Annotated in this window: 21 protein-coding genes and 1 pseudogene; 11 read left to right on the forward strand and 11 right to left on the reverse strand. The window is 62.8% G+C overall.

The features are described 5' to 3' along the window. The 5 genes and pseudogenes from DYS74_RS18715 to DYS74_RS15860 form a co-directional block, all read left to right on the forward strand. Window positions 1-345 (forward strand): annotated as a pseudogene (locus tag DYS74_RS18715) (hypothetical protein); the annotation flags it as partial. Further along, a complete protein-coding gene (locus DYS74_RS15845; RefSeq protein ID WP_121534650.1) occupies window positions 342-1,346 on the forward strand; it encodes a pyocin knob domain-containing protein in 1,005 nt (334 codons plus the stop codon). The pseudogene DYS74_RS18715 and the gene DYS74_RS15845, both read left to right, overlap by 4 nt. Before the next feature lie 10 nt (window positions 1,347-1,356). Continuing rightward, window positions 1,357-1,650, forward strand: a complete 294-nt coding sequence (locus DYS74_RS15850; RefSeq protein ID WP_147435524.1) for a hypothetical protein — start codon at window positions 1,357-1,359, stop codon at window positions 1,648-1,650. A 73-nt stretch (window positions 1,651-1,723) separates the two neighbouring features. Further along, window positions 1,724-2,410 (forward strand): lysozyme, encoded by a 687-nt coding sequence (locus DYS74_RS15855; RefSeq protein WP_220668866.1) that lies wholly within the window; start codon window positions 1,724-1,726, stop codon window positions 2,408-2,410. After that, on the forward strand, window positions 2,407-2,763 hold the full coding sequence (locus DYS74_RS15860; protein ID WP_121534652.1) for a bacteriophage spanin2 family protein: 357 nt from the start codon (window positions 2,407-2,409) through the stop codon (window positions 2,761-2,763). Before DYS74_RS15855 ends, DYS74_RS15860 begins: the two co-directional genes overlap by 4 nt. Window positions 2,764-2,766: 3 nt before the next feature. Here DYS74_RS15860 and DYS74_RS15865 read toward each other — a convergent pair whose 3' ends face one another. Together DYS74_RS15865 and DYS74_RS15870 are read right to left on the reverse strand one after the other, a co-directional pair. Then, window positions 2,767-3,147 (reverse strand): helix-turn-helix domain-containing protein, encoded by a 381-nt coding sequence (locus DYS74_RS15865; protein ID WP_245965306.1) that lies wholly within the window; start codon window positions 3,145-3,147, stop codon window positions 2,767-2,769. Beyond that, entirely contained in the window at window positions 3,147-3,443 is a 297-nt protein-coding gene (locus DYS74_RS15870; protein WP_121534654.1) for a type II toxin-antitoxin system HigB family toxin, read from the reverse strand. The genes DYS74_RS15865 and DYS74_RS15870 overlap by 1 nt, the downstream gene beginning before the upstream one ends. Before the next feature lie 455 nt (window positions 3,444-3,898). Between DYS74_RS15870 and DYS74_RS18505 the strand changes: the two genes are divergently transcribed. Beyond that, window positions 3,899-4,183 (forward strand): hypothetical protein, encoded by a 285-nt coding sequence (locus tag DYS74_RS18505; protein WP_147435526.1) that lies wholly within the window; start codon window positions 3,899-3,901, stop codon window positions 4,181-4,183. A gap of 12 nt (window positions 4,184-4,195) precedes the next feature. Here the strand turns inward: DYS74_RS18505 and DYS74_RS15875 are convergent, their stop codons facing one another. The 3 genes from DYS74_RS15875 to DYS74_RS15885 all read right to left on the reverse strand — a co-directional run bounded on the left by DYS74_RS15875 (window position 4,196) and on the right by DYS74_RS15885 (window position 5,361). Then, window positions 4,196-4,657, reverse strand: a complete 462-nt coding sequence (locus DYS74_RS15875) for a thermonuclease family protein (protein WP_121534655.1) — start codon at window positions 4,655-4,657, stop codon at window positions 4,196-4,198. A gap of 71 nt (window positions 4,658-4,728) precedes the next feature. Next, on the reverse strand, window positions 4,729-5,127 hold the full coding sequence (locus DYS74_RS15880) for a type II toxin-antitoxin system HicB family antitoxin (protein ID WP_121534656.1): 399 nt from the start codon (window positions 5,125-5,127) through the stop codon (window positions 4,729-4,731). Window positions 5,128-5,172: 45 nt separating this feature from the next. Then, the gene (locus DYS74_RS15885; protein ID WP_121534657.1) at window positions 5,173-5,361 is read right to left on the reverse strand and encodes a type II toxin-antitoxin system HicA family toxin; all 189 of its coding nucleotides are present in this window, start codon (window positions 5,359-5,361) and stop codon (window positions 5,173-5,175) included. A 223-nt stretch (window positions 5,362-5,584) separates the two neighbouring features. On the opposite strand from DYS74_RS15885, the gene DYS74_RS15890 reads away from it, so the two are divergent. Beyond that, window positions 5,585-6,388: a DNA adenine methylase gene (locus tag DYS74_RS15890; RefSeq protein WP_121534658.1), complete on the forward strand. Its 804-nt coding sequence runs from the start codon at window positions 5,585-5,587 to the stop codon at window positions 6,386-6,388. 214 nt (window positions 6,389-6,602) lie between these two features. Here DYS74_RS15890 and DYS74_RS18510 read toward each other — a convergent pair whose 3' ends face one another. From DYS74_RS18510 to DYS74_RS15905, 4 genes are all read right to left on the reverse strand, one after another. Next, window positions 6,603-7,370, reverse strand: a complete 768-nt coding sequence (locus tag DYS74_RS18510; protein ID WP_147435527.1) for a hypothetical protein — start codon at window positions 7,368-7,370, stop codon at window positions 6,603-6,605. Window positions 7,371-7,466: 96 nt separating this feature from the next. Continuing rightward, a complete protein-coding gene (locus DYS74_RS15895) occupies window positions 7,467-9,512 on the reverse strand; it encodes an ATP-binding protein (protein ID WP_121534659.1) in 2,046 nt (681 codons plus the stop codon). Beyond that, window positions 9,499-10,788: an SIR2 family protein gene (locus DYS74_RS15900; protein WP_245965307.1), complete on the reverse strand. Its 1,290-nt coding sequence runs from the start codon at window positions 10,786-10,788 to the stop codon at window positions 9,499-9,501. The genes DYS74_RS15895 and DYS74_RS15900 overlap by 14 nt, the downstream gene beginning before the upstream one ends. A 196-nt stretch (window positions 10,789-10,984) precedes the next feature. After that, a complete protein-coding gene (locus DYS74_RS15905; protein WP_121534661.1) occupies window positions 10,985-11,611 on the reverse strand; it encodes an SOS response-associated peptidase in 627 nt (208 codons plus the stop codon). 589 nt (window positions 11,612-12,200) lie between these two features. Between DYS74_RS15905 and DYS74_RS15910 the strand changes: the two genes are divergently transcribed. Continuing rightward, entirely contained in the window at window positions 12,201-12,722 is a 522-nt protein-coding gene (locus DYS74_RS15910; RefSeq protein WP_121534662.1) for a Hint domain-containing protein, read from the forward strand. Here the strand turns inward: DYS74_RS15910 and DYS74_RS19155 are convergent. Together DYS74_RS19155 and DYS74_RS19160 are read right to left on the reverse strand one after the other, a co-directional pair. Beyond that, on the reverse strand, window positions 12,719-13,573 hold the full coding sequence (locus DYS74_RS19155; protein WP_121534663.1) for an NAD(P)H-hydrate dehydratase: 855 nt from the start codon (window positions 13,571-13,573) through the stop codon (window positions 12,719-12,721). The genes DYS74_RS15910 and DYS74_RS19155 overlap by 4 nt on opposite strands. A 61-nt stretch (window positions 13,574-13,634) precedes the next feature. Next, a complete protein-coding gene (locus DYS74_RS19160; RefSeq protein WP_245965309.1) occupies window positions 13,635-14,270 on the reverse strand; it encodes an NAD(P)H-hydrate epimerase in 636 nt (211 codons plus the stop codon). A gap of 200 nt (window positions 14,271-14,470) precedes the next feature. Here DYS74_RS19160 and DYS74_RS15925 point away from each other — a divergent pair, with 200 nt between their 5' ends. The 3 genes from DYS74_RS15925 to DYS74_RS15935 all read left to right on the forward strand — a co-directional run bounded on the left by DYS74_RS15925 (window position 14,471) and on the right by DYS74_RS15935 (window position 16,908). Next, entirely contained in the window at window positions 14,471-14,809 is a 339-nt protein-coding gene (locus DYS74_RS15925) for a P-II family nitrogen regulator (RefSeq protein WP_113901462.1), read from the forward strand. A 56-nt stretch (window positions 14,810-14,865) separates the two neighbouring features. Next, window positions 14,866-16,275 carry a type I glutamate--ammonia ligase gene (gene glnA, locus DYS74_RS15930; protein ID WP_121534665.1) on the forward strand — a complete coding sequence of 470 codons (1,410 nt, stop codon included), beginning with the start codon at window positions 14,866-14,868 and terminating at the stop codon, window positions 16,273-16,275. Between the two features lie 108 nt (window positions 16,276-16,383). Continuing rightward, window positions 16,384-16,908 (forward strand): hypothetical protein, encoded by a 525-nt coding sequence (locus DYS74_RS15935; RefSeq protein ID WP_147435528.1) that lies wholly within the window; start codon window positions 16,384-16,386, stop codon window positions 16,906-16,908. Window positions 16,909-17,025 lie beyond the last annotated feature (117 nt).

The raw sequence follows: 17,025 nt of genomic DNA on the forward strand, positions 1-17,025 counted from the left end.
GGCCAGATCGTGCTCGGTCGCGCGCAGGTGCTCGGCGAGACGCTGGTCGACACCGAGATTGGGATCGAGGATTTCTCGGTGAAGGAGCGCGACGCCTTCGGCAATTTCACCATCGTGCCGCGGCCATATTCGGATGGAACGAAGTTCCGCTTCAGCTTCCCGACCGGCGATGCACGCCGCATCCGCAAGATCCTCGCGCGGGTGCGCGCCACCCCCGCCGTCTATTACGCCGGAGACGAGACGAGCCAGTTCGGCACGACCGTCTACGGATACTTTCAGAATTTCTGGATCCCGCTGACGACCTCCGTCAGCTTTGGCAGCCTTGAAGTGGAGGGCCTTACATGACACTTCCGACGATCACCACGCCGCCCGCGTCGCCGAGCCGCAACGATCCGGCGACGTTCTCGCCCCGCGCCGATGCACTTGTGGCCTACATCGCGACGCTGGTGGCGGATCTCAACGCCCTCGTGGCAGAGGTCAACAAGTATGGCGACGGGTTCCCCCTGTTCGTCCCCACGGGCTCGGCCGCCGCGCCCGGGCTCTCCTTTGTCGGGGACGGCGACACCGGCCTGTTCCGCACCGGCGCCAATGCCATCGGCCTGGCGACCGGCGGGGTCGAACGGGCGCGGATCACCGCCGCCGGCCTGCAGCTTACCGGGCTCCTGAGCGGCACCGCCGTGGTGCAATCCGCCGCCGACACGACGCCAGGGCGTCTGCTCACCCCGGGCTGGATGGGGCTCGGGGCGATGTCCAGCCCGGCGCTCGACAATATCGACAGATACGACATCCCGCAGGGGTTCTGGTGGGTCTCGAGCGCCACCACGCTCGGCACGCTGCCGACCGGGGCGACCGTCGGCGACGGTGTGCTCGTGCTGCGGCCGACCCTGAACCAGACGACGCAGATCTATACGACGCCCAACAACGGGCAGACCTGGATCCGCAAGAGTTACTCCACCACCTCCTGGGGCCCGTGGCGCCGCCTCTATGACAGCGGCAATGTCCTCGGCACGGTGGGGCAGGCGGCGGGTGTGCCCACCGGCGCGCTCTTCGGGGCCGGAAGCAACGCGAACGGCAGCTATGAGATGCGCGCCGACGGCTACCTTGAATGCTCGGCCACGATCACCTCGCTCACCACTGGTGCCAAAACGTGGACCTTTCCGGCCTCGTTCGTGGCGGCGCCCGTTGTGACGATGACGGCCGTTTCGGCATCGGTGCTGGCCGCTGCCCAGCTCGATGCGGCCCCCGACGCAACCGGGTGCACGTTCTCGGTGCGGGACAAAACCGATACTCGCCTCGCCGCCGCGGTGCACCTGCGCGCCACCGGCCGCTGGTCGACGATGACCTAAGGAGAACACGATGAAAATTACTCTGACCCCGCAGTTGCGCCAGCAGGCACTCGTGCTCGAGCGTGTCGGCTCGGTCATGACGTGCAACGGTGTTGCGACCGATCTCGCGGCCTATACGGCCACGCCCGAAGCGCCGCACGACTGGATCGTCGGGCAGCCCGAGCAGGTGAGCGGCGAGTGGCATGTCACGATCGTGCTACCGCATGGCGCCGAGGCCCCCGAGGCGACCCGCTTCCCGGAGCCGATCACGGTGACCGCGGACGGCCCCGTGACCCTGCCGCCGCACGATGCCCCCGCCGACTGACTGGCGATCAAAACAACCCATGAAGATGCACCCGCCACCGGCGGGTTTTTTGTTGCCGGAAAGGGGCAGGACAGTGACGACTGACAAACTCGACCAGATTGCGACGCGGGCCGGATGGGCCACGATCCCGGGGGCGATCTCGTTCCCGGCGTGGTGGCCGACGCTCGAGAGCGCCTCGACCTTCGCCTCGCAGCTGGTGCCGATCGTGGGCTTGCTGATCGCGGTGGTGAACCTCGCGCTGCTGATCCGCAAATGGCGCCGAGGCCGGGGCCGGGCCTTCTGCGCCGACGAGAGCGGCGCCGTGGGCCGGCGCACCGTGGCGGGGCTCGGTGCGGTGCTGGCGCTTGCCGCGGCGGTCATCACTCCTTTCGAGGGGCGCGAGCTACGCGCCTATCGCGACATCGTCGGCGTCTGGACGATCTGCGACGGCGACACGCAGGGCGTGCGGCCGGGGCAGGTGGCGACGCCGGCCGAATGCGACAGCCGTCTGGCAACCCGGGTGGCGCAGTTCGAGCGCGAGATCCGGCCGTGCCTGCCCGCCGAGCTGCCCGACCCGACGCGCGCCGCCTTCATCTCGGCCGCCTACAACATCGGCTCCGGCGCGTTCTGTGGCTCGAGCATGGCGCGGCGGGCCCGGGCGGGCGATCTGCGCGGCGCCTGCGATGCGCTGCGGCTGTGGAACCGGGCCGGCGGGCAGGTGGTGCGCGGCCTCGTGCGCCGGCGGGAGGCGGAGCGCGACCTGTGCCTGAGCGGGCTGTGAGCCGGGCAGGGGGTACGCTGGCACTCTGCCTCGCACTTGGTGCCTGCGGCGCGCTGCCCGGTCTGCTGAGTGGCCCGAAGGTCGCCGCGAACGGGCAGGCGGCCCGCACCGCGGCGCAGACGCTGGGCACCAGCACGCAGCGCGATCAGGCGATCCGCACCGCCACCGCCGGCCGCGACGTCGTGCAATCGGCCGACGCCAATGCCGTGCGCGCGGGCCGCGTCGAGCGCGTGGTCGTCGAGGGCAACAGCCCGCCCTGGCTGATCCTCGCCTTTGCTGTTGCGCTGCTGCTCGACAGCCCATTGCGCTGGCCCGAGCAGATCTGGCGCGCGGTCAGGGGGAGGCGGGCGTGACGGTCACGCCGCGACGAGGTGATAGGGGCGCACAAGGCAATCCGCCGGGATGTGCCACTCGCTGCTCAACTTGTGGATCATGTCGAGGGTGAGTGCACGCTTGCGGTTCAGCACCTCGGACGCGCGCGGGCGAGAGCCGAACAGGGCCGCCAGATCGGCCTGGGTGCGGCCGGTCGCTTCCATGTGGGCCCGCAGGAAGTCGATCGGCTCCATCGGCTCGATCGGGAAGTTCCGGTCTTCATAGGCCTCGATCAGATCGGCGAGAACGTCGAAGCGGTCGGCGTCCGGAGTTCCCGGCGTCGGCTGGTTGTCGAAATATCGGGCGATCTCAGCGAGCGCCCAGTCGTGGTCCGCCTTGGTGCGGATCGGTCGGATGTCCATCATCAGATCGTCTCCGGGTTGATCTTGTCATAGTCCTTGTGGGTGCCGACGAACTTGATCAGCGCCCGGCGAAACGGGTAGGCGAAGTGGACGATCAGGCGATACTTGTTGCCCCCGATATCGAAGATGACGCGGTTGTCGCCAACGAAATCGACCGTGGTGCCAAACGCGGACTTCACATCGGCCGGGCCCGCCCAGTTCGCTTGAGATGCAATGGTATACCATGCCTTCAGCGGAGCTTCGGCGCGCGGCTCCCGTTCCCAGAAGGTCCGAAGCGTCGATTTTGCGATGATCTGCATCGTGCATCCATTGTTCCCGTATCGGGAATATCAGGCCGCCGTGAAGCGAAGTCAATAGCGGCGTTCCCAATTTGGGATCTTTGTTTGCGGGAGGCCGCGCGATCGGTGCGTCCTGTGGCAGTCATGCAGAGGCGTCGGCGCGCGGGCGCCTTGCCTCGCACGCTCGGCCTGTAGCACTCTGCCCGGTCTGCTGAGCGGCCCGAAGGTTGCCGCGAACGGGCAGGCGGCGCGCACCAAGGCGCAGCCCCTCGGCACAAGAGAGCGCCAGCCCGCCCTGGCTGATCCTCGCCTTCGCCGTCGCGCTCCTCCTCGACAGCCCCTTGCGCTGGCCCGAGCAGATCTGGCGCGCGGTCCGGGGGAGGCGGGGAGGTCAATAGGCATTAGCCATGAAGCCAATCTTCACTTGACGCGCCGTCGAATTGGGTGCGTCGTCCCTTGCCGAAGGGGGGTGACCCATGAAACATTTGTTCATGATATTGGTCCTTTGTGTTTCTGCTCTTCTCTTTCCGGCTAACGCCCAGTCTGGGCAGCCCTTTCTGCCCCAATCTCTTCAGATTGAGATCGTCAAGCCGGATGCCGCGATCGATCTGTTAGGCCGGATCCAGAACCAGGAGCCGAAGGAAAAGGTCTTCAATGCAGCCTGCTGCAAAATCTGCCACAAGGGCAAAGCCTGCGGGGATAGCTGTATCAGCAGATCATACACTTGCCACAAGGGGCCAGGGTGCGCCTGTGACGGCTGAGATGCGCCACTGTCAGCGGCTGCGTCGCCAGTCCCAAGGCATTTCGAACTGACTGGCCCAGATGCCGCGCTTGGCCGATCGTGCCCGGTTCTCTGCGGCAACGTAGTCAAGAGAGTAATGGCGATAGGCGACAGCCCAGCCATTCTCAACCATCCAGGCATTGAGGTTGGTTCCACGGGATCTGCAGATCGCCACAACACGTCCATAGCGATCGACGTCCCGAGGTTGGCAGGAAACAGGTGCTCGGCCGATCTGGTCTGCCAGGGCATTTGCGGCATCTGTTCCGCAGGCCCAGGGTTTTCCCGCGATGTAGCACCGCTGCCGCCCCTCGGGGCAGTCGATGCCATGCAGCCTAATGCGCTGGCCGTGAATATCGATCGTGTCGCCATCAATCACCGAGGCTGTGCCGCTGATATCGGCAGCCTGCACCGTGGTTGAAAAAAGGAAGGCGGAAATGAAAGGCAGGAATTTCATCGGAAATGGCCTTTGAAATGTTGGTTCTTGCGTTGAGAGCCGGCCTTCCCCTAGCTGGCCATCACTGAGCATCATGCAGCGCCAACCAGTTCGCGCCGGGCGGCTGAGGCGAGGAAGGACGAACGGGTCATGTGGCGCGCCCGGGCGGTCTCGTCGATGGCGCGCAGGAGCCCGCGCTCGATCGAGATATTGACCCGGGCGAGAGCGGTGTCCGCCGGGATGTAGGGCACCGGCATCAGCACTGCGCCGGCGGCGAGTTCCTCGGCCACCTCCGGGCGCTTGCGGATGGTCTCGATCGACGCGGCCTCGACATCGGGTTGATCCTCGAACCAGAGATCGAGCGCCTCGGCAGTGGCCCGGGGGATATCGTCCCAACTGTCAGCGGCGGCAAAACAGCCGGGAAGATCCGGGAAGGTCAGGCCATAAGCACTGCCCTCGTCGTGATGCACGAGCGCGGTATAGTAGCGCATCTTGTCCTCCTTGACGTGGATGCGGAGAGGCGATGGTGACGGGGCCTAGAGCAGCCCCGCCTGTCGGTAGATGCTCCTGACGGTGCCAAGCGGCAGGTCCTTCTTCGGGTGGGGCGGGATCACCATCCTGTCGCCCTTCCGGAGCTTGTGGTGATCGCCTTTGACGGAGACCACCTCGAACCCTGCGTCTTTCAGAACCTTCAGGAGCTTTCGGGAATTGGTCTCGAACTCCATCGCCCCTCCTTCGTGGGTATTTATATACACACTCATTCCATCGCATCAAGGAGGGTGTGTAATTAAGTGTGTTTCCCTTGTCGCCGATCCCGGCGGCAGGGGCGGGCTGCGCCAACAGCCCGACCACGCGGTGACGTTTGCCCCGTTCCGCGCCGACCCGCCCGTGGGTTGATGGTCGCCTGCTCCCCGCGCGGGAGGGTGACATATGGAACGAATAGCGAACATGAAGCAAGTGAAACCCGCGGCTCCGGTCGCCCCCTGGCTGGGCGGCAAGAAACATCTGCACCGCCGGATCATCGAACGGATCGAGGCAATCGACCACAAGACTTACATCGAGCCCTTCGTCGGGATGGGCGGTGTGTTCCTGCGTCGGCGGTTCCGGCCGCGGCTCGAGGTGGCGAACGACCTGAACGGCGAGATCGTGAACCTGTTCCGGGTGCTGCAACGGCACCATGCGCAGCTGCTGGAGGCGCTGCACTTCCAGCTGGTGAGCCGGAGCGAGTTCGAGCGCCTGCGCGCCACGCCACCCGAAGCGTTGACCGACCTCGAGCGCGCGGCACGGTTCCTCTACCTGCAACGGCTCAGCTTTGGCGGAAAGGTCGCCGGCGTCTTCGGGGTCGATGCCGGGCGCGCGCGGTTCTCGGTCGAACATCTTGCGGCGGTGCTGGAGGCGGCCTGGCGCCGCCTCGACGGGGTGGTCTTCGAGAATTTGGACTGGGCCGAGCTGGTCCGGCGTTATGATCGCCCTGGCGCGCTGTTCTACCTGGACCCGCCGTATTTCGGGGGCGAGAACGACTATGGCAAGGGGATGTTCGACCGCGGTCAGTTCGCCGAAATGGCCCGGCTGCTTGGCAGCATCGACGGCCCCTTCATCCTGTCCATCAACGACACGCCAGAGATCCGCGAGATCTTCGCCGGGTTCGAGATCGAAGAAGTCGCGCTGAGCTACTCGATCAGCGCGGCCGGCGCCACGGCTGCACGCGAGCTGCTGATCTCCAATCGGGCCCCGGCCGGGCTGCTGATTTGACTGTGGGCCCGGCACTGGAATGTGCCGGGCGGCGGAGCGGGCGGGCGGATCGGCGGGGGATCTGACCGCCCGTTTGAGCCCCGCTCAGCCCCCGCCGGACGGTCAGGCCCGACGCCGGGTTTCGCCGCGCCCGGCCCTGAGCCGACCTTCACCGAGTGAAGTGATGCTGCGGTGCAGCTTCATCAAAGCAGACATTGCCAATTGAGCCTAATCGTCATCGCCCGCTCCTACTTCGACCATATTTCTGCGCTTGACTGTATTTCTCCAATGTTTCGGGATTTAGCTGAGTGAAATCCTCATCGACCCAAAATTTCGCAAAACTCTGGGGATTAGTGGTCCGCCTTCCGTAGACAGTCGGGACGCCATTGAATTTCACTCCAACAGCGTGGCCGAAGCCGCGTTGATCAAGCTTTACAAGTTGTGGATGACCTCCCGTCATGAAGGATTTTGAAGGGATGCCATTGACTAGATCACAGAGGGACCAAAAGCAGGTCCGAGCCACGTCGCCTTGATCACCTTTGGCAATCCATTTTTGCCGGTCCTTGTTCGCGCGACCACCTAGGCCCGAACTATAGACATACGCCGACTTTTTGCTGTTCAACTCATTCTCACCAATCTGGTTCACGCTCCAACTTGAATTCGCGCGCCCGGCATGATGCAAGCGAAACAGTTGAAAGTCTGAAGGCCCTTCGGCATCGCAGCGCGCGCCGTATAGGATTTCAAGCTCACAAATCGGCCCCTTCAGAGGGGTAGCACAAGGCAATTCACAAAATTCTTCAGCCCGGCCTCGGGTCCCGGGCGAAGATTGGATCACAGCACGCTGAATTTCTTTCAGGAGCTGCCGCAGGAAAGATTGGCCCCATTGGAGATCCCCTGAGAGGGCAAAAATTTCTGGGGTGCAAACGCTTTCAAAGACCTTCTTTTCTCGCAAAGACACTGCTTGACCAGTTTGAAGAGATGTCCCTTGGCTATCAGCCCCCAAGTAAAATGTCCTTTTGCCTGTGGCTGACACCGAGAGCCATGCTGTGACGGTTGTCATACTCGTGCGGCCTACTTTCAGAAGTGGAAGTCCAAGAGGCTATGCTTTCCAGTGCAAACTTGGATTCTGGGGGACATACCAAAGGTCGCGAACCTGCGTGTCGTCGCTGTTGGGCGTAGGATCGGCATCCCTGACGCGGAAGGTGGTCGGAATCTTCACCGCGCTTCCGAAGATCAGCGCGTGCTGCTTCGGTAGAGATGGCAAGCGCCTCAGAACTGTTTCCGAGATGAATGGCGTCATCTGCTTAATCTGCGAAAGATCGTCGGGGTTTTGGATGCGGTGAATGATGAAGTTGTTACACTGCGAGAGAACCGTCTTCGAGAGCTCGCTTGGCCGTTGTGAAGCCACAATCAAGAAAGCCCCGTATTTCCTGCCCTCTTTGGCAATCCGCTGGAAGGTTATGCCCGCGTCGATGGCAAAGCGGCTCGGGCGCTCTGAGATGTAGCGGTGCGCCTCTTCGAGGATCAGATGGACAGGCATCTTGTTTCGGGGCGTCGCGCGGCGCATCCGGTCGAAGATCAGCCGTGCAACAACGGCAGAGGCTAGTTCGACGATCTCGTCCGACGCATCGTTTAGGTCGATGATGCAGATTTGACGGTCTTTCCGGTAGCTTGTGCCCTCCCGTGCAAGACCAAGGAGTCGATCAACGAAGTGCGTCGGCTCCCTGTCGTAATCCTGCAAGCCTTCAACAGATGCCCGCAAAAACTCGAAATCTGGATTGTCAGAAACAGACTTCAATCGTGTAACCAGTTGCGAACAATATTCCCTTATCTGCTTGTTTCCGTTTGCTTCTTCATAAAATAGGGCAAGATCGAGTGCTGCTTGCAATCTCCCAAAGGAAAATGGTGTATTTCCGTAACTGGGAAGCACAGGTTCGTCCGTGACCTGATTTTGCAGGAGTGCCAACACAGCTTCGTAGTTTTCTGATGTGCTAGAATTTCTTCCGTCTTTGAACTGCCCAAAATCATTGTACAAACCCGCTTTGATCGTGCCCCTACAAATCTCATCCGTGGAAAACGTATGAAGTAACGCGAGGATTCTCCCCTCTTTGCTTGGCACACTGGCATCATCATTTAAAATAGATAGAATGATCTTTGCCAAAACGTGGTTTCGAACACCTTTAAGATCATCACTAGCTCCGTCAACGACATCCGCGACAGGCTCTTCCTGAAAAAGGGTTGTTAGCCCGAGTGCGGTTCTCAGCGCTGGCAGTTGTGTTTTTTCGCTAGCGCGCAACAACAAAGCCCACTCGTCAACGGTCATGAACCAGTGCGGCAGACGAAATCTGTCAACCAAATCTGCACCGATGAAACCTTCGTCCAGAACTTCAGCTTCAGCTTCTGAGCTCGTTGCTTTGAAGTAGCTCGCTTGAATTTGCCAAGGCATGTCTTCAAATGCTTGTCGATACTCACCGTTGACATCAAATAGGACGAAAGAAGCACCAATTGCCCAAAACTCTTCTGCTCTATCAAACACGGACTGAATAATAGAAGCTACAGTGCAAGATTTTCCGCTTCCGGTATTTCCAAGAACAGCGACATGCCCACCGAAAAGTGCGTCAAGCTGCGCCTTCACAGGATAGTCCTTGAAAACCGCTGACGTGCCTATCTCGATCGTATGGGGAACCGTTCCCTCCTTTTGAGCCCCCTCAGCGTCGGTCTTTGTCTCACGATCTGCTGGTTGCTCCACGTTGAAGATGCGGTCCAGGTCTTCATCACGCGCATAAAGGGCATCTGCATAAAGCGGCGGAAACGTCGAGACCCCAAATTTGAAAGAGCCTCCTTGGACCGGCATTGAGCCGACGGGAACCACATCGAGGAACTTTGCTGCCGTGGTTTTGTCCATCTCTGCTGCGTTGCCGTAGGCTGGCGAAAAATCCTTCTCTCGGAGCCCGATAACCTCCAAGACGACATACTCGGATTGGGTCGGCACCATCAGATACGATCCCAAGGTCGCGACGTAATGGACATCATCGAAGCCAACGACTGTGAAGTTATCGCTCCCTCTATGCAGTTCGACGACTAGGCGATCCGCTGAAACGCTAACGATCTTGCCTATGGCACGGCTTGCATCATCCCTCGCCATTTTCGCCACCCTGCTGCTTGGAGAGCAGCTTCTTGAAGACCTTTTCGATAGCCTGTTCTTCTTTCTGGTCAGTGCTCGTTGGCATCAAGTCTTGCACGATACTGTCGAAGTAGTGCGCCTTCTTGCCTGTCGCCTCGTCGCTGCCCCAGATGAAGGAAATCCTCGGGTCTCCTAGCGCTGCGAGTTCTTTAGTCACCGGATTGTTGGCGTCGTCAGGATTGAGGAAGGCGATCAGGCGGAAGCCCGGGAGGGTTAGTCCCTGAAAAATAATGTTGTTAATGTGCTCGTCGCCAAAGCTGAATCCCATCACGAAAAGGACACTTTGATCTTGAACGACCTGACGCTGAAACTCACGGAACATGTCCGAATAGGGCGAGCCAAAACTCGCGGTCTGCTTCGAGGGCGTCGGATAGATCATGACGCGATCCTTGGAAGGATCGGGCTTGTCAGCAGACTCCCGGATCGGGAAAAGACCTGTCTCCTCTTCCGTCCAGTTTACAGACCCATGGAGCTTGCAGAAATGCACGTATCCATCGACCGCCGCCCACCTTTTTGAGGAAATATCGAGCTGTTCAGCTAGGGCGCGGCGGTATGTGGAAGGGTTGAAACGGCGCTCAACCGTGCCCGCAAACCCGTTGGAATAGGGAATGCCGGATCGATCCATCGCCCTCTCGTTAAAGAGGTCGTAATTTGTGGTGAAAACCCAAGGCGGCGCAAGGCCACGGGATCGGGTGGCCAGCGACTGATAAAAGCGCCGATACAGCGTCACGACTGCTTCGTCGCCGTTTGCAAAAGGTCCTTCAGTGCATTTCTGAAGGATGAACTTTTTCACGCCTGCGATGACGGCCTCGACGGTTCCGAGGGCACCTTGAAGATCCGCCTTACCGCTTCTCTTACAAAACTGCTGCGCCGTCATGAGGGCTTCCATCAACCGCTCCAGGTTTTTTCGAAAGTCTTCATGGGTTAGATCGATCCCCAGCTGATCGTTGAGGGTCATTATTTGTTCAGCTGTCACAAACACGCCGACGCCAGGCAGACCTGGAATTTCTTCAAGCGTTACCTGGAACTCTGCGGCAAGCGGCCCCATCGTCGGAATGCCAAGATCATTGCCTTCGTGCATGTAGGATGAGCAACCGGAGCCGATGAGAAAAGACAGGTTCTTGGAACCGAAGGCCTCTGCCAGATGCCGCCGGATAATTTCAGCGCGGTCATCATACCCTGCTTCAGGGGAGAGTTTTGCAAACTCGTCTCTGTTCCCTTTTCTAAAATTGATCAAGCAACCACTCCAAGTAAATTTCGTCCTTGCTGTCTCGCCACACGGTAGCCCAGGAACTCAAATGTTGTAAGTCCGGTTTCGGCGGTTATTCCTCAATCATAGGTAGATGCAGCGAATGGCCGCTCCCCGCCCTGGGCTGCCGGCGGGGCCTCACACCTCGACCGGCCGCTCTCCGCCCTTGGCCACCGGTGGGGCCTCAGTCGCCGATCGCCTCAATCAGCTCAGGCCCGTCATCGCGCATCGAGAAAGGTCTGACAGGGTGGTGTTCGAGTCTGGCGTCGTCGCCAAGGCCTGCGCCATCGGAGCCGCCAAGCCAGGCTCCGCGCTCGTCGGCGTTCAAGATCACCGGCATCCGTTCGTGCAGACCCGCCATTGCATCGGTTGCAGCGCGGGTCATGATCGTGCAGGTCAACAGGTCGTGCCAGCGACTTGCCAGCCCTGCAAGAAACAGGTTCTCCTCATTCCCGGCCGAACGGAAGAAGTGTGGCTGGCGGCGCCCCTTCGGTCCCGTCCATTCGTAAAACCCGCCCACCGGGATCAGGCAGCGCCCGTGGCGCCAGACCTGCCGGAAGGTCGGCTTCGTAGGCGCATCCTCGACCCGCGCGTTGAAGGTAGCCGCCTTCCAGTCCTTCGGGGCGTCACCGGAAAACCAGGATGGGATCAAGCCCCAGCGTGCCGTGAATGCCGTCAGCGGGTGCTTTGCAAGGATCACAACTTCGTCCGTCGGCTTGACGTTGTAGCGCCGGGGGAACGGGGCGATCTTGATCTGCGACATCTCGACCTCAGTGTTCCGAAGGTTCGGATCGATGAAACGCCCGCACATTTCAATGCTCCCCCTCTTCGTAATCAGCCGCAGGGCAGGCGGTGTGCATCGCGGCGCATGCATTGGACATTAGCACACAGCGATCAGGCGGTCCGCACCGCCAGCACTGGCCGCGACGTCATGCAGCCGGCAGATGCCAGCGCCGTGCGCGCTGGCCGCGTCGGGCGTGTGGTCGCCGAGGGCAACCGACCGCCCTGGCTGATCCTCCTCGACACCCCATTTCGCTGGCTCGTGCAGATTTAGCGCGCGGTCAGAGGAAAGAGTGGGGAAGGGTGGTGAGCCCCTAATCGGCGCTCAGGGTGACCGTTAGAACATGCTCTTCGTGGCTTTACATGTTCATCAGTTGTTCGATTTTTGTTCCGTAAAACTAATGGTCTTTTATGTTGATTTATAAAGATTTTCTTTGAAACCTAAATCTGGTGCGTCTACCAGTTTCGCCACACCCGCACGTGCCGCCTTCTAGCAACGCCCCCGTGGCCTGAACAGGGGGCGTGCGAAAAAATCCTCGCCCGATGAGGGAATTCGTTCTAATCTCGAAACAAAGCCGAAAACGGCGCGCCTTCAAGGCACAACGAGCAGGACAGACCCGATGGATAGGCCCCCCTCGGGACGGGAGACGCAGGGTGCGGATGCACCCGGCACCCGTTCCGCATCCGTTGTCGACCCGTATCTTCACTCCGGCGCCGCCCTGGCCGGCATCGCGCTCGGCACCCGGGTGGCGACGCTCGACGGGCTCTTGCCGGTCGAGTTCCTGAGCCCGGGCGATCGGGTCATCACCCGCTCCGGCATGTGCCGGCTGCGCGCCGCGACGGCGATGCCGGCGCGGGACGGGCTGGTGCAGATCTCTCCCGGCGCGCTCGGCCATGACCGGCCCGAACGCGCGCTGTTGCTGGGTGAGGGCACGCAGGTGCTGATCCGCGACTGGCGGGCCGAGGCGCTCTTCGGCCGCAAGGAGGCGCTGATCGAGGTCTCGCGGCTGATCGACGGGCAGTTCATCGCCCGTGTGGGCGCCGAGACGGTGCGCCTCTTCACCCTGCATTTCGACACGACCGAGGTGATCTATGCCGACGGCGTCGAGATCGGCTGCGCGCCGCTCGCCGCCGAGGTCTAGAGCAGGATCGCGCGGAACACCTTCGGCAGCTCGTCGGGCAGGTCCTCGGCGATCAGGCCGGGGCCGAAGCTGCGTGCCGCCTCGACATGCAGCCAGGTGCCGGTGCAGGCCGCCTCGTAGGCAGAGAACCCGCGCGCGAGCAGGCCGGTGAGGATGCCGGCCAGCACATCGCCCGAGCCCGCCGTGGCGAGCCATGGCGCGGCGCGCGCGCCGGTGGCCAGATGCAGCGCCGCCTCGCCGCCGGGCGCGGCGATCGCGGTCTCGGCGCCTTTCAGCAGCACCGTGCAGCCGGCCCGGTCGGCGGCCGCCCGCGTCGCCTCGACACGGGTCAGCACGCCGTCGGCAAGCGCCGTCGCAAGGTCGGGGAAGAGCCGGCCGAATTCGCCCAGATGCGGGGTCAGCACCACGTTCTCATGCAGCTGCGCGAAGAGCTGGCCGGGGTCGGCGGCAAAGGCACTGAGCGCATCGGCGTCGAGCACGGTCGCCCGTTTCGCCCAGAGTGCGGCGGGCACCATTTCCTGCGCGCGCGGCAGGCCGAGGCCGGGGCCGAGCAGGAGCGCGTTCAGCCGCCGGTCCTGCAGCTTGCCGCGCAGGCTGTAGCCATCGGGAAGGGCGGCCAGCATCACCGCGGTGAGCTGGGCGGCGTTCTCCGGAATCGCGGCCTGCGGCGGCAGCAGCGTGACAAGCCCCGCGCCGACCCGCAGCGCGGCGCGCGCGGCCAGCCGCGCCGCCCCGCCGTGGCCGACGCCGCCCGCCAGCACCAGCGCATGGCCATGGCCGTATTTATGCGCCTCGACGGTCTTGCGCAGCGCGGCGCGCATCTCTTCGGTCAGGGTGATGTGGCGGATCATGCCAAGGCTCCGGCGGTGGGATCGGCGCAGGGTAAGGCGGCGAGGGTGAGGAAAGGGTGAATCACAGTCCGATATCCGCGGTCACGACGGCAAGCCCCGCGGCGCGCAGGGGCGGGTGCACGGGCTTCTCGCGGTGGAAGGTGACGACCAGATCGCAGGCGGGGATGACCGGCGGAGGGGTGTCGGCGGCGAGGCCGGAGGGGATGTCGATCGCGACACGCCGCCAGCCTTCGGGATGCGCGGCGACGATCTGCCCGGCGATGGCCAGCATCTGCGCCGCGGCGGCGGGCAGGGGCGGGCGAAAGCCGATGCCATAGAGCGCGTCGATCACCACCCCGGCGCGGCAGCCCGTCCAGTCCTCCGCCGCAAGCGCCTCTGACGGCAGGGCGCGGGCGCCGGGCTGGGCGCTCCAGGCCTCGGCAGTCGCGCGCGCATCGGGCGGCAGCCGCTCGGGCCTGCCCAGAAGATAGGTCGCGACCCGCCAGCCGCGGTCGGCAAGCAGCCGCGCCACCACAAATCCGTCACCGCCATTGTTGCCCGGTCCGCACAGCACCACCGCGCAGGGCGGCTCGGCCGGGGTCGCAAGCGCCGGCCAGGTCTCGAGGATCGCCGCCACCACGCCCGTGCCCGCCCGCTCCATCAGCGCAAGGCCGCTGACCGTTCCGGCGGCCATCGCGGCCTGTTCGATGGCGCGCATTTGGGCAGATGTCAGAATTTCTGCCATAATCCCCTCGAAGTCTTTTCTTTTCGCCGCTATAATGCGCCATCTGCACAAAAAATGTGCGACGCATTGCGAATTGCCGGACTGCTCGACCCGGCCCCAGCCTAGCCGATTGCGAGCCCGGCTGGAAAGTGGTCAGTGAGGTTCGGCTAGACCTGAAGGGGGGAGTCGGCGGTATGAAAAAGGTTGAGGCGATCATCAAGCCCTTCAAGCTCGATGAGGTGAAGGAAGCGCTTCAGGAAGCCGGGATCCAGGGGCTTTCGGTGATCGAGGTGAAGGGGTTCGGCCGGCAGAAGGGCCATACCGAGCTCTATCGCGGCGCCGAATATGTCGTGGATTTCCTGCCCAAGGTGAAGATCGAGATGGTGCTGCCCGACGAGATGGTCGAGGCCGCCGTCGAGGCGATCATTTCCGCCGCCCGCACCGAGAAGATCGGTGACGGCAAGATCTTCATCTCTCCCGTGGAACAGGCGATCCGCATCCGCACCGGTGAAACCGGCGACGACGCGGTCTGAAGAATTCAGGGCCGGTGGCCCGGATACCCAATGCTCAAAGGAAAGGGTTATTTGCAATGAGCGCAGTCAAGAAAGCTCTCGAACTGATGAAGGCGGAGGAAGTCGAATACGTCGACGTCCGCTTCACCGACCCGCGCGGCAAGCTGCAGCACGTGACGGTGGTGGCCGATCTCGTCGATGAGGACTTCTTCGAGGAAGGCTTCATGTTCGACGGCTCGTCGATCGCCGGCTGGAAGTCGATCGATCAGTCCGACATGAAACTGATCCCGGACGCCTCGTCGGTCTACATCGACCCCTTCTATGCGGAAAAGACCCTCTGCGTGCATTGCGACGTGGTCGAGCCGGACACCGGCGAAGCCTATGACCGCTGCCCGCGTCAGGTCGCCCACAAGGCCGAGGCCTATCTCAAGTCCTCGGGCATCGGCGACGCGGCCTTCTTCGGCCCTGAGGCCGAATTCTTCATCTTCGACGACGTGCGCTACTCGGTCACGCCCTCGAAGGTCGGCTACGAGATCGACGCCGAGGCCGCTGCCTGGAACACCGATGCCCTCATCGAGACCGGCAACCTCGCGCACCGCGCCGGCCACAAGGGCGGCTACTTCCCGGTGAACCCGGTCGACGAAGCCCAGGACCTGCGTGGCGAGATGCTCTCGACCATGAAGCGCATGGGCATGAAGGTCGACAAGCACCACCACGAAGTCGCGACCTGCCAGCACGAGCTGGGCATGATCTTCGGTGGTCTGGTCGAGCAGGCCGACAACATCCAGAAGTACAAGTACGTGATCCACAACGTGGCCCACGCCTACGGCAAGACCGTGACCTTCATGCCGAAGCCCATGAAGGGCGACAACGGCTCGGGCATGCACGTGAACATGTCGATCTGGAAGGACGGCAAGCCGCTCTTCGCCGGCGACAAGTATGCCGACCTGTCGCAGGAAGCGCTGTACTTCATCGGCGGCATCCTGAAGCACGCGAAGACGCTCAACGCCTTCACCAACCCGTCGACGAACTCGTACAAGCGTCTGATCCCGGGCTTCGAAGCCCCGGTGCTGCGCGCCTATTCGGCCCGCAACCGCTCGGGCTGCGTCCGTATTCCGTGGACCGAATCGCCGAAGGCCAAGCGCGTCGAAGCCCGGTTCCCCGATCCGGCGGCCAACCCCTATCTCGCCTTCGCGGCGCTGATGATGGCCGGCCTCGACGGCATCAAGAACAAGATCGATCCGGGCCCGGCGTCGGACAAGGACCTCTACGACCTGCCGCCGGAAGAGCTGGCCGCGATCCCGACCGTCTGCGGCTCGCTGCGTGAAGCTCTGGAAGCGCTGGAAGCCGATCACGACTTCCTGCTCGCCGGCGACGTGTTCACCAAGGGCCTGATCGAGGGCTACACCGCGCTCAAGTGGGAAGAAGTCTACGCCTACGAGCACACCCCGCACCCGATCGAGTACCAGATGTACTACTCCTGCTGATCCCGTCCGGGACAGCGAGAGAAAGGGCGCCCCTCGGGGCGCCCTTTTGCATTGCGCTTCCCCCGCATCTCGGGTCTCATCCCGGTCATTTCAGGCATGAGGCAAATGATGTTTTTCCATTTCATCCGGGGTTTCGCCGTGGCGCTGATGCTGCTCGGGGCGCTGCCGCAAGCTGCGCAGGCGGGGGAGCGGCAGGGGCGGGCGACCGTCGGCGATTATCTCGTCGGCTGGTTCACGATGCCCCGCCCGGCGGGCGAGCGCGCGGATGTGCTGCTGTTCACCTTCGTCTGGAAAGACCCGGTGCCCTCGAGCGGCGTCAGCGAGGCCGACTGGGCCTTCGAGGCGCAGCGGCAGGGCACGGATGTCTATACGCTCAAGCAGATCATGGGGCGCGAGGTCTATCGTCCGGCGCGCGGCGGCGTGGCGATCTGCACCGCGAGCGCGGTCGCGAAGGGGCTGTGCGGGCGCAAGCTCGGGCTGAGCGAGGCGAAGCGCGCCGAGATCGCGGCCTCGGTGCTGCGTGTCGACGGCCGCTGCACCGCCGCACCCTTCGATCCGGCCTTCAACCGGCGGATGTCGAATGCGGTCGGAGCAGTCGATCAGATCGTGGTGCTGCGCGCCAGCTGTCGGTGAAAGGGCGGGAAATCGCCTGTTTCGCCCCGGTTATGAGCGGCTGCGCACAGATTCTGTTTGGATCTGTGGAATTGAGCCGAGCCTGCCGCGGCGGCATCTTGGCGCCATCCCATACAA

Source organism: Paenirhodobacter hankyongi, assembly GCF_003664585.1.
Lineage (GTDB): Bacteria > Pseudomonadota > Alphaproteobacteria > Rhodobacterales > Rhodobacteraceae > Rhodobacter > Rhodobacter hankyongi.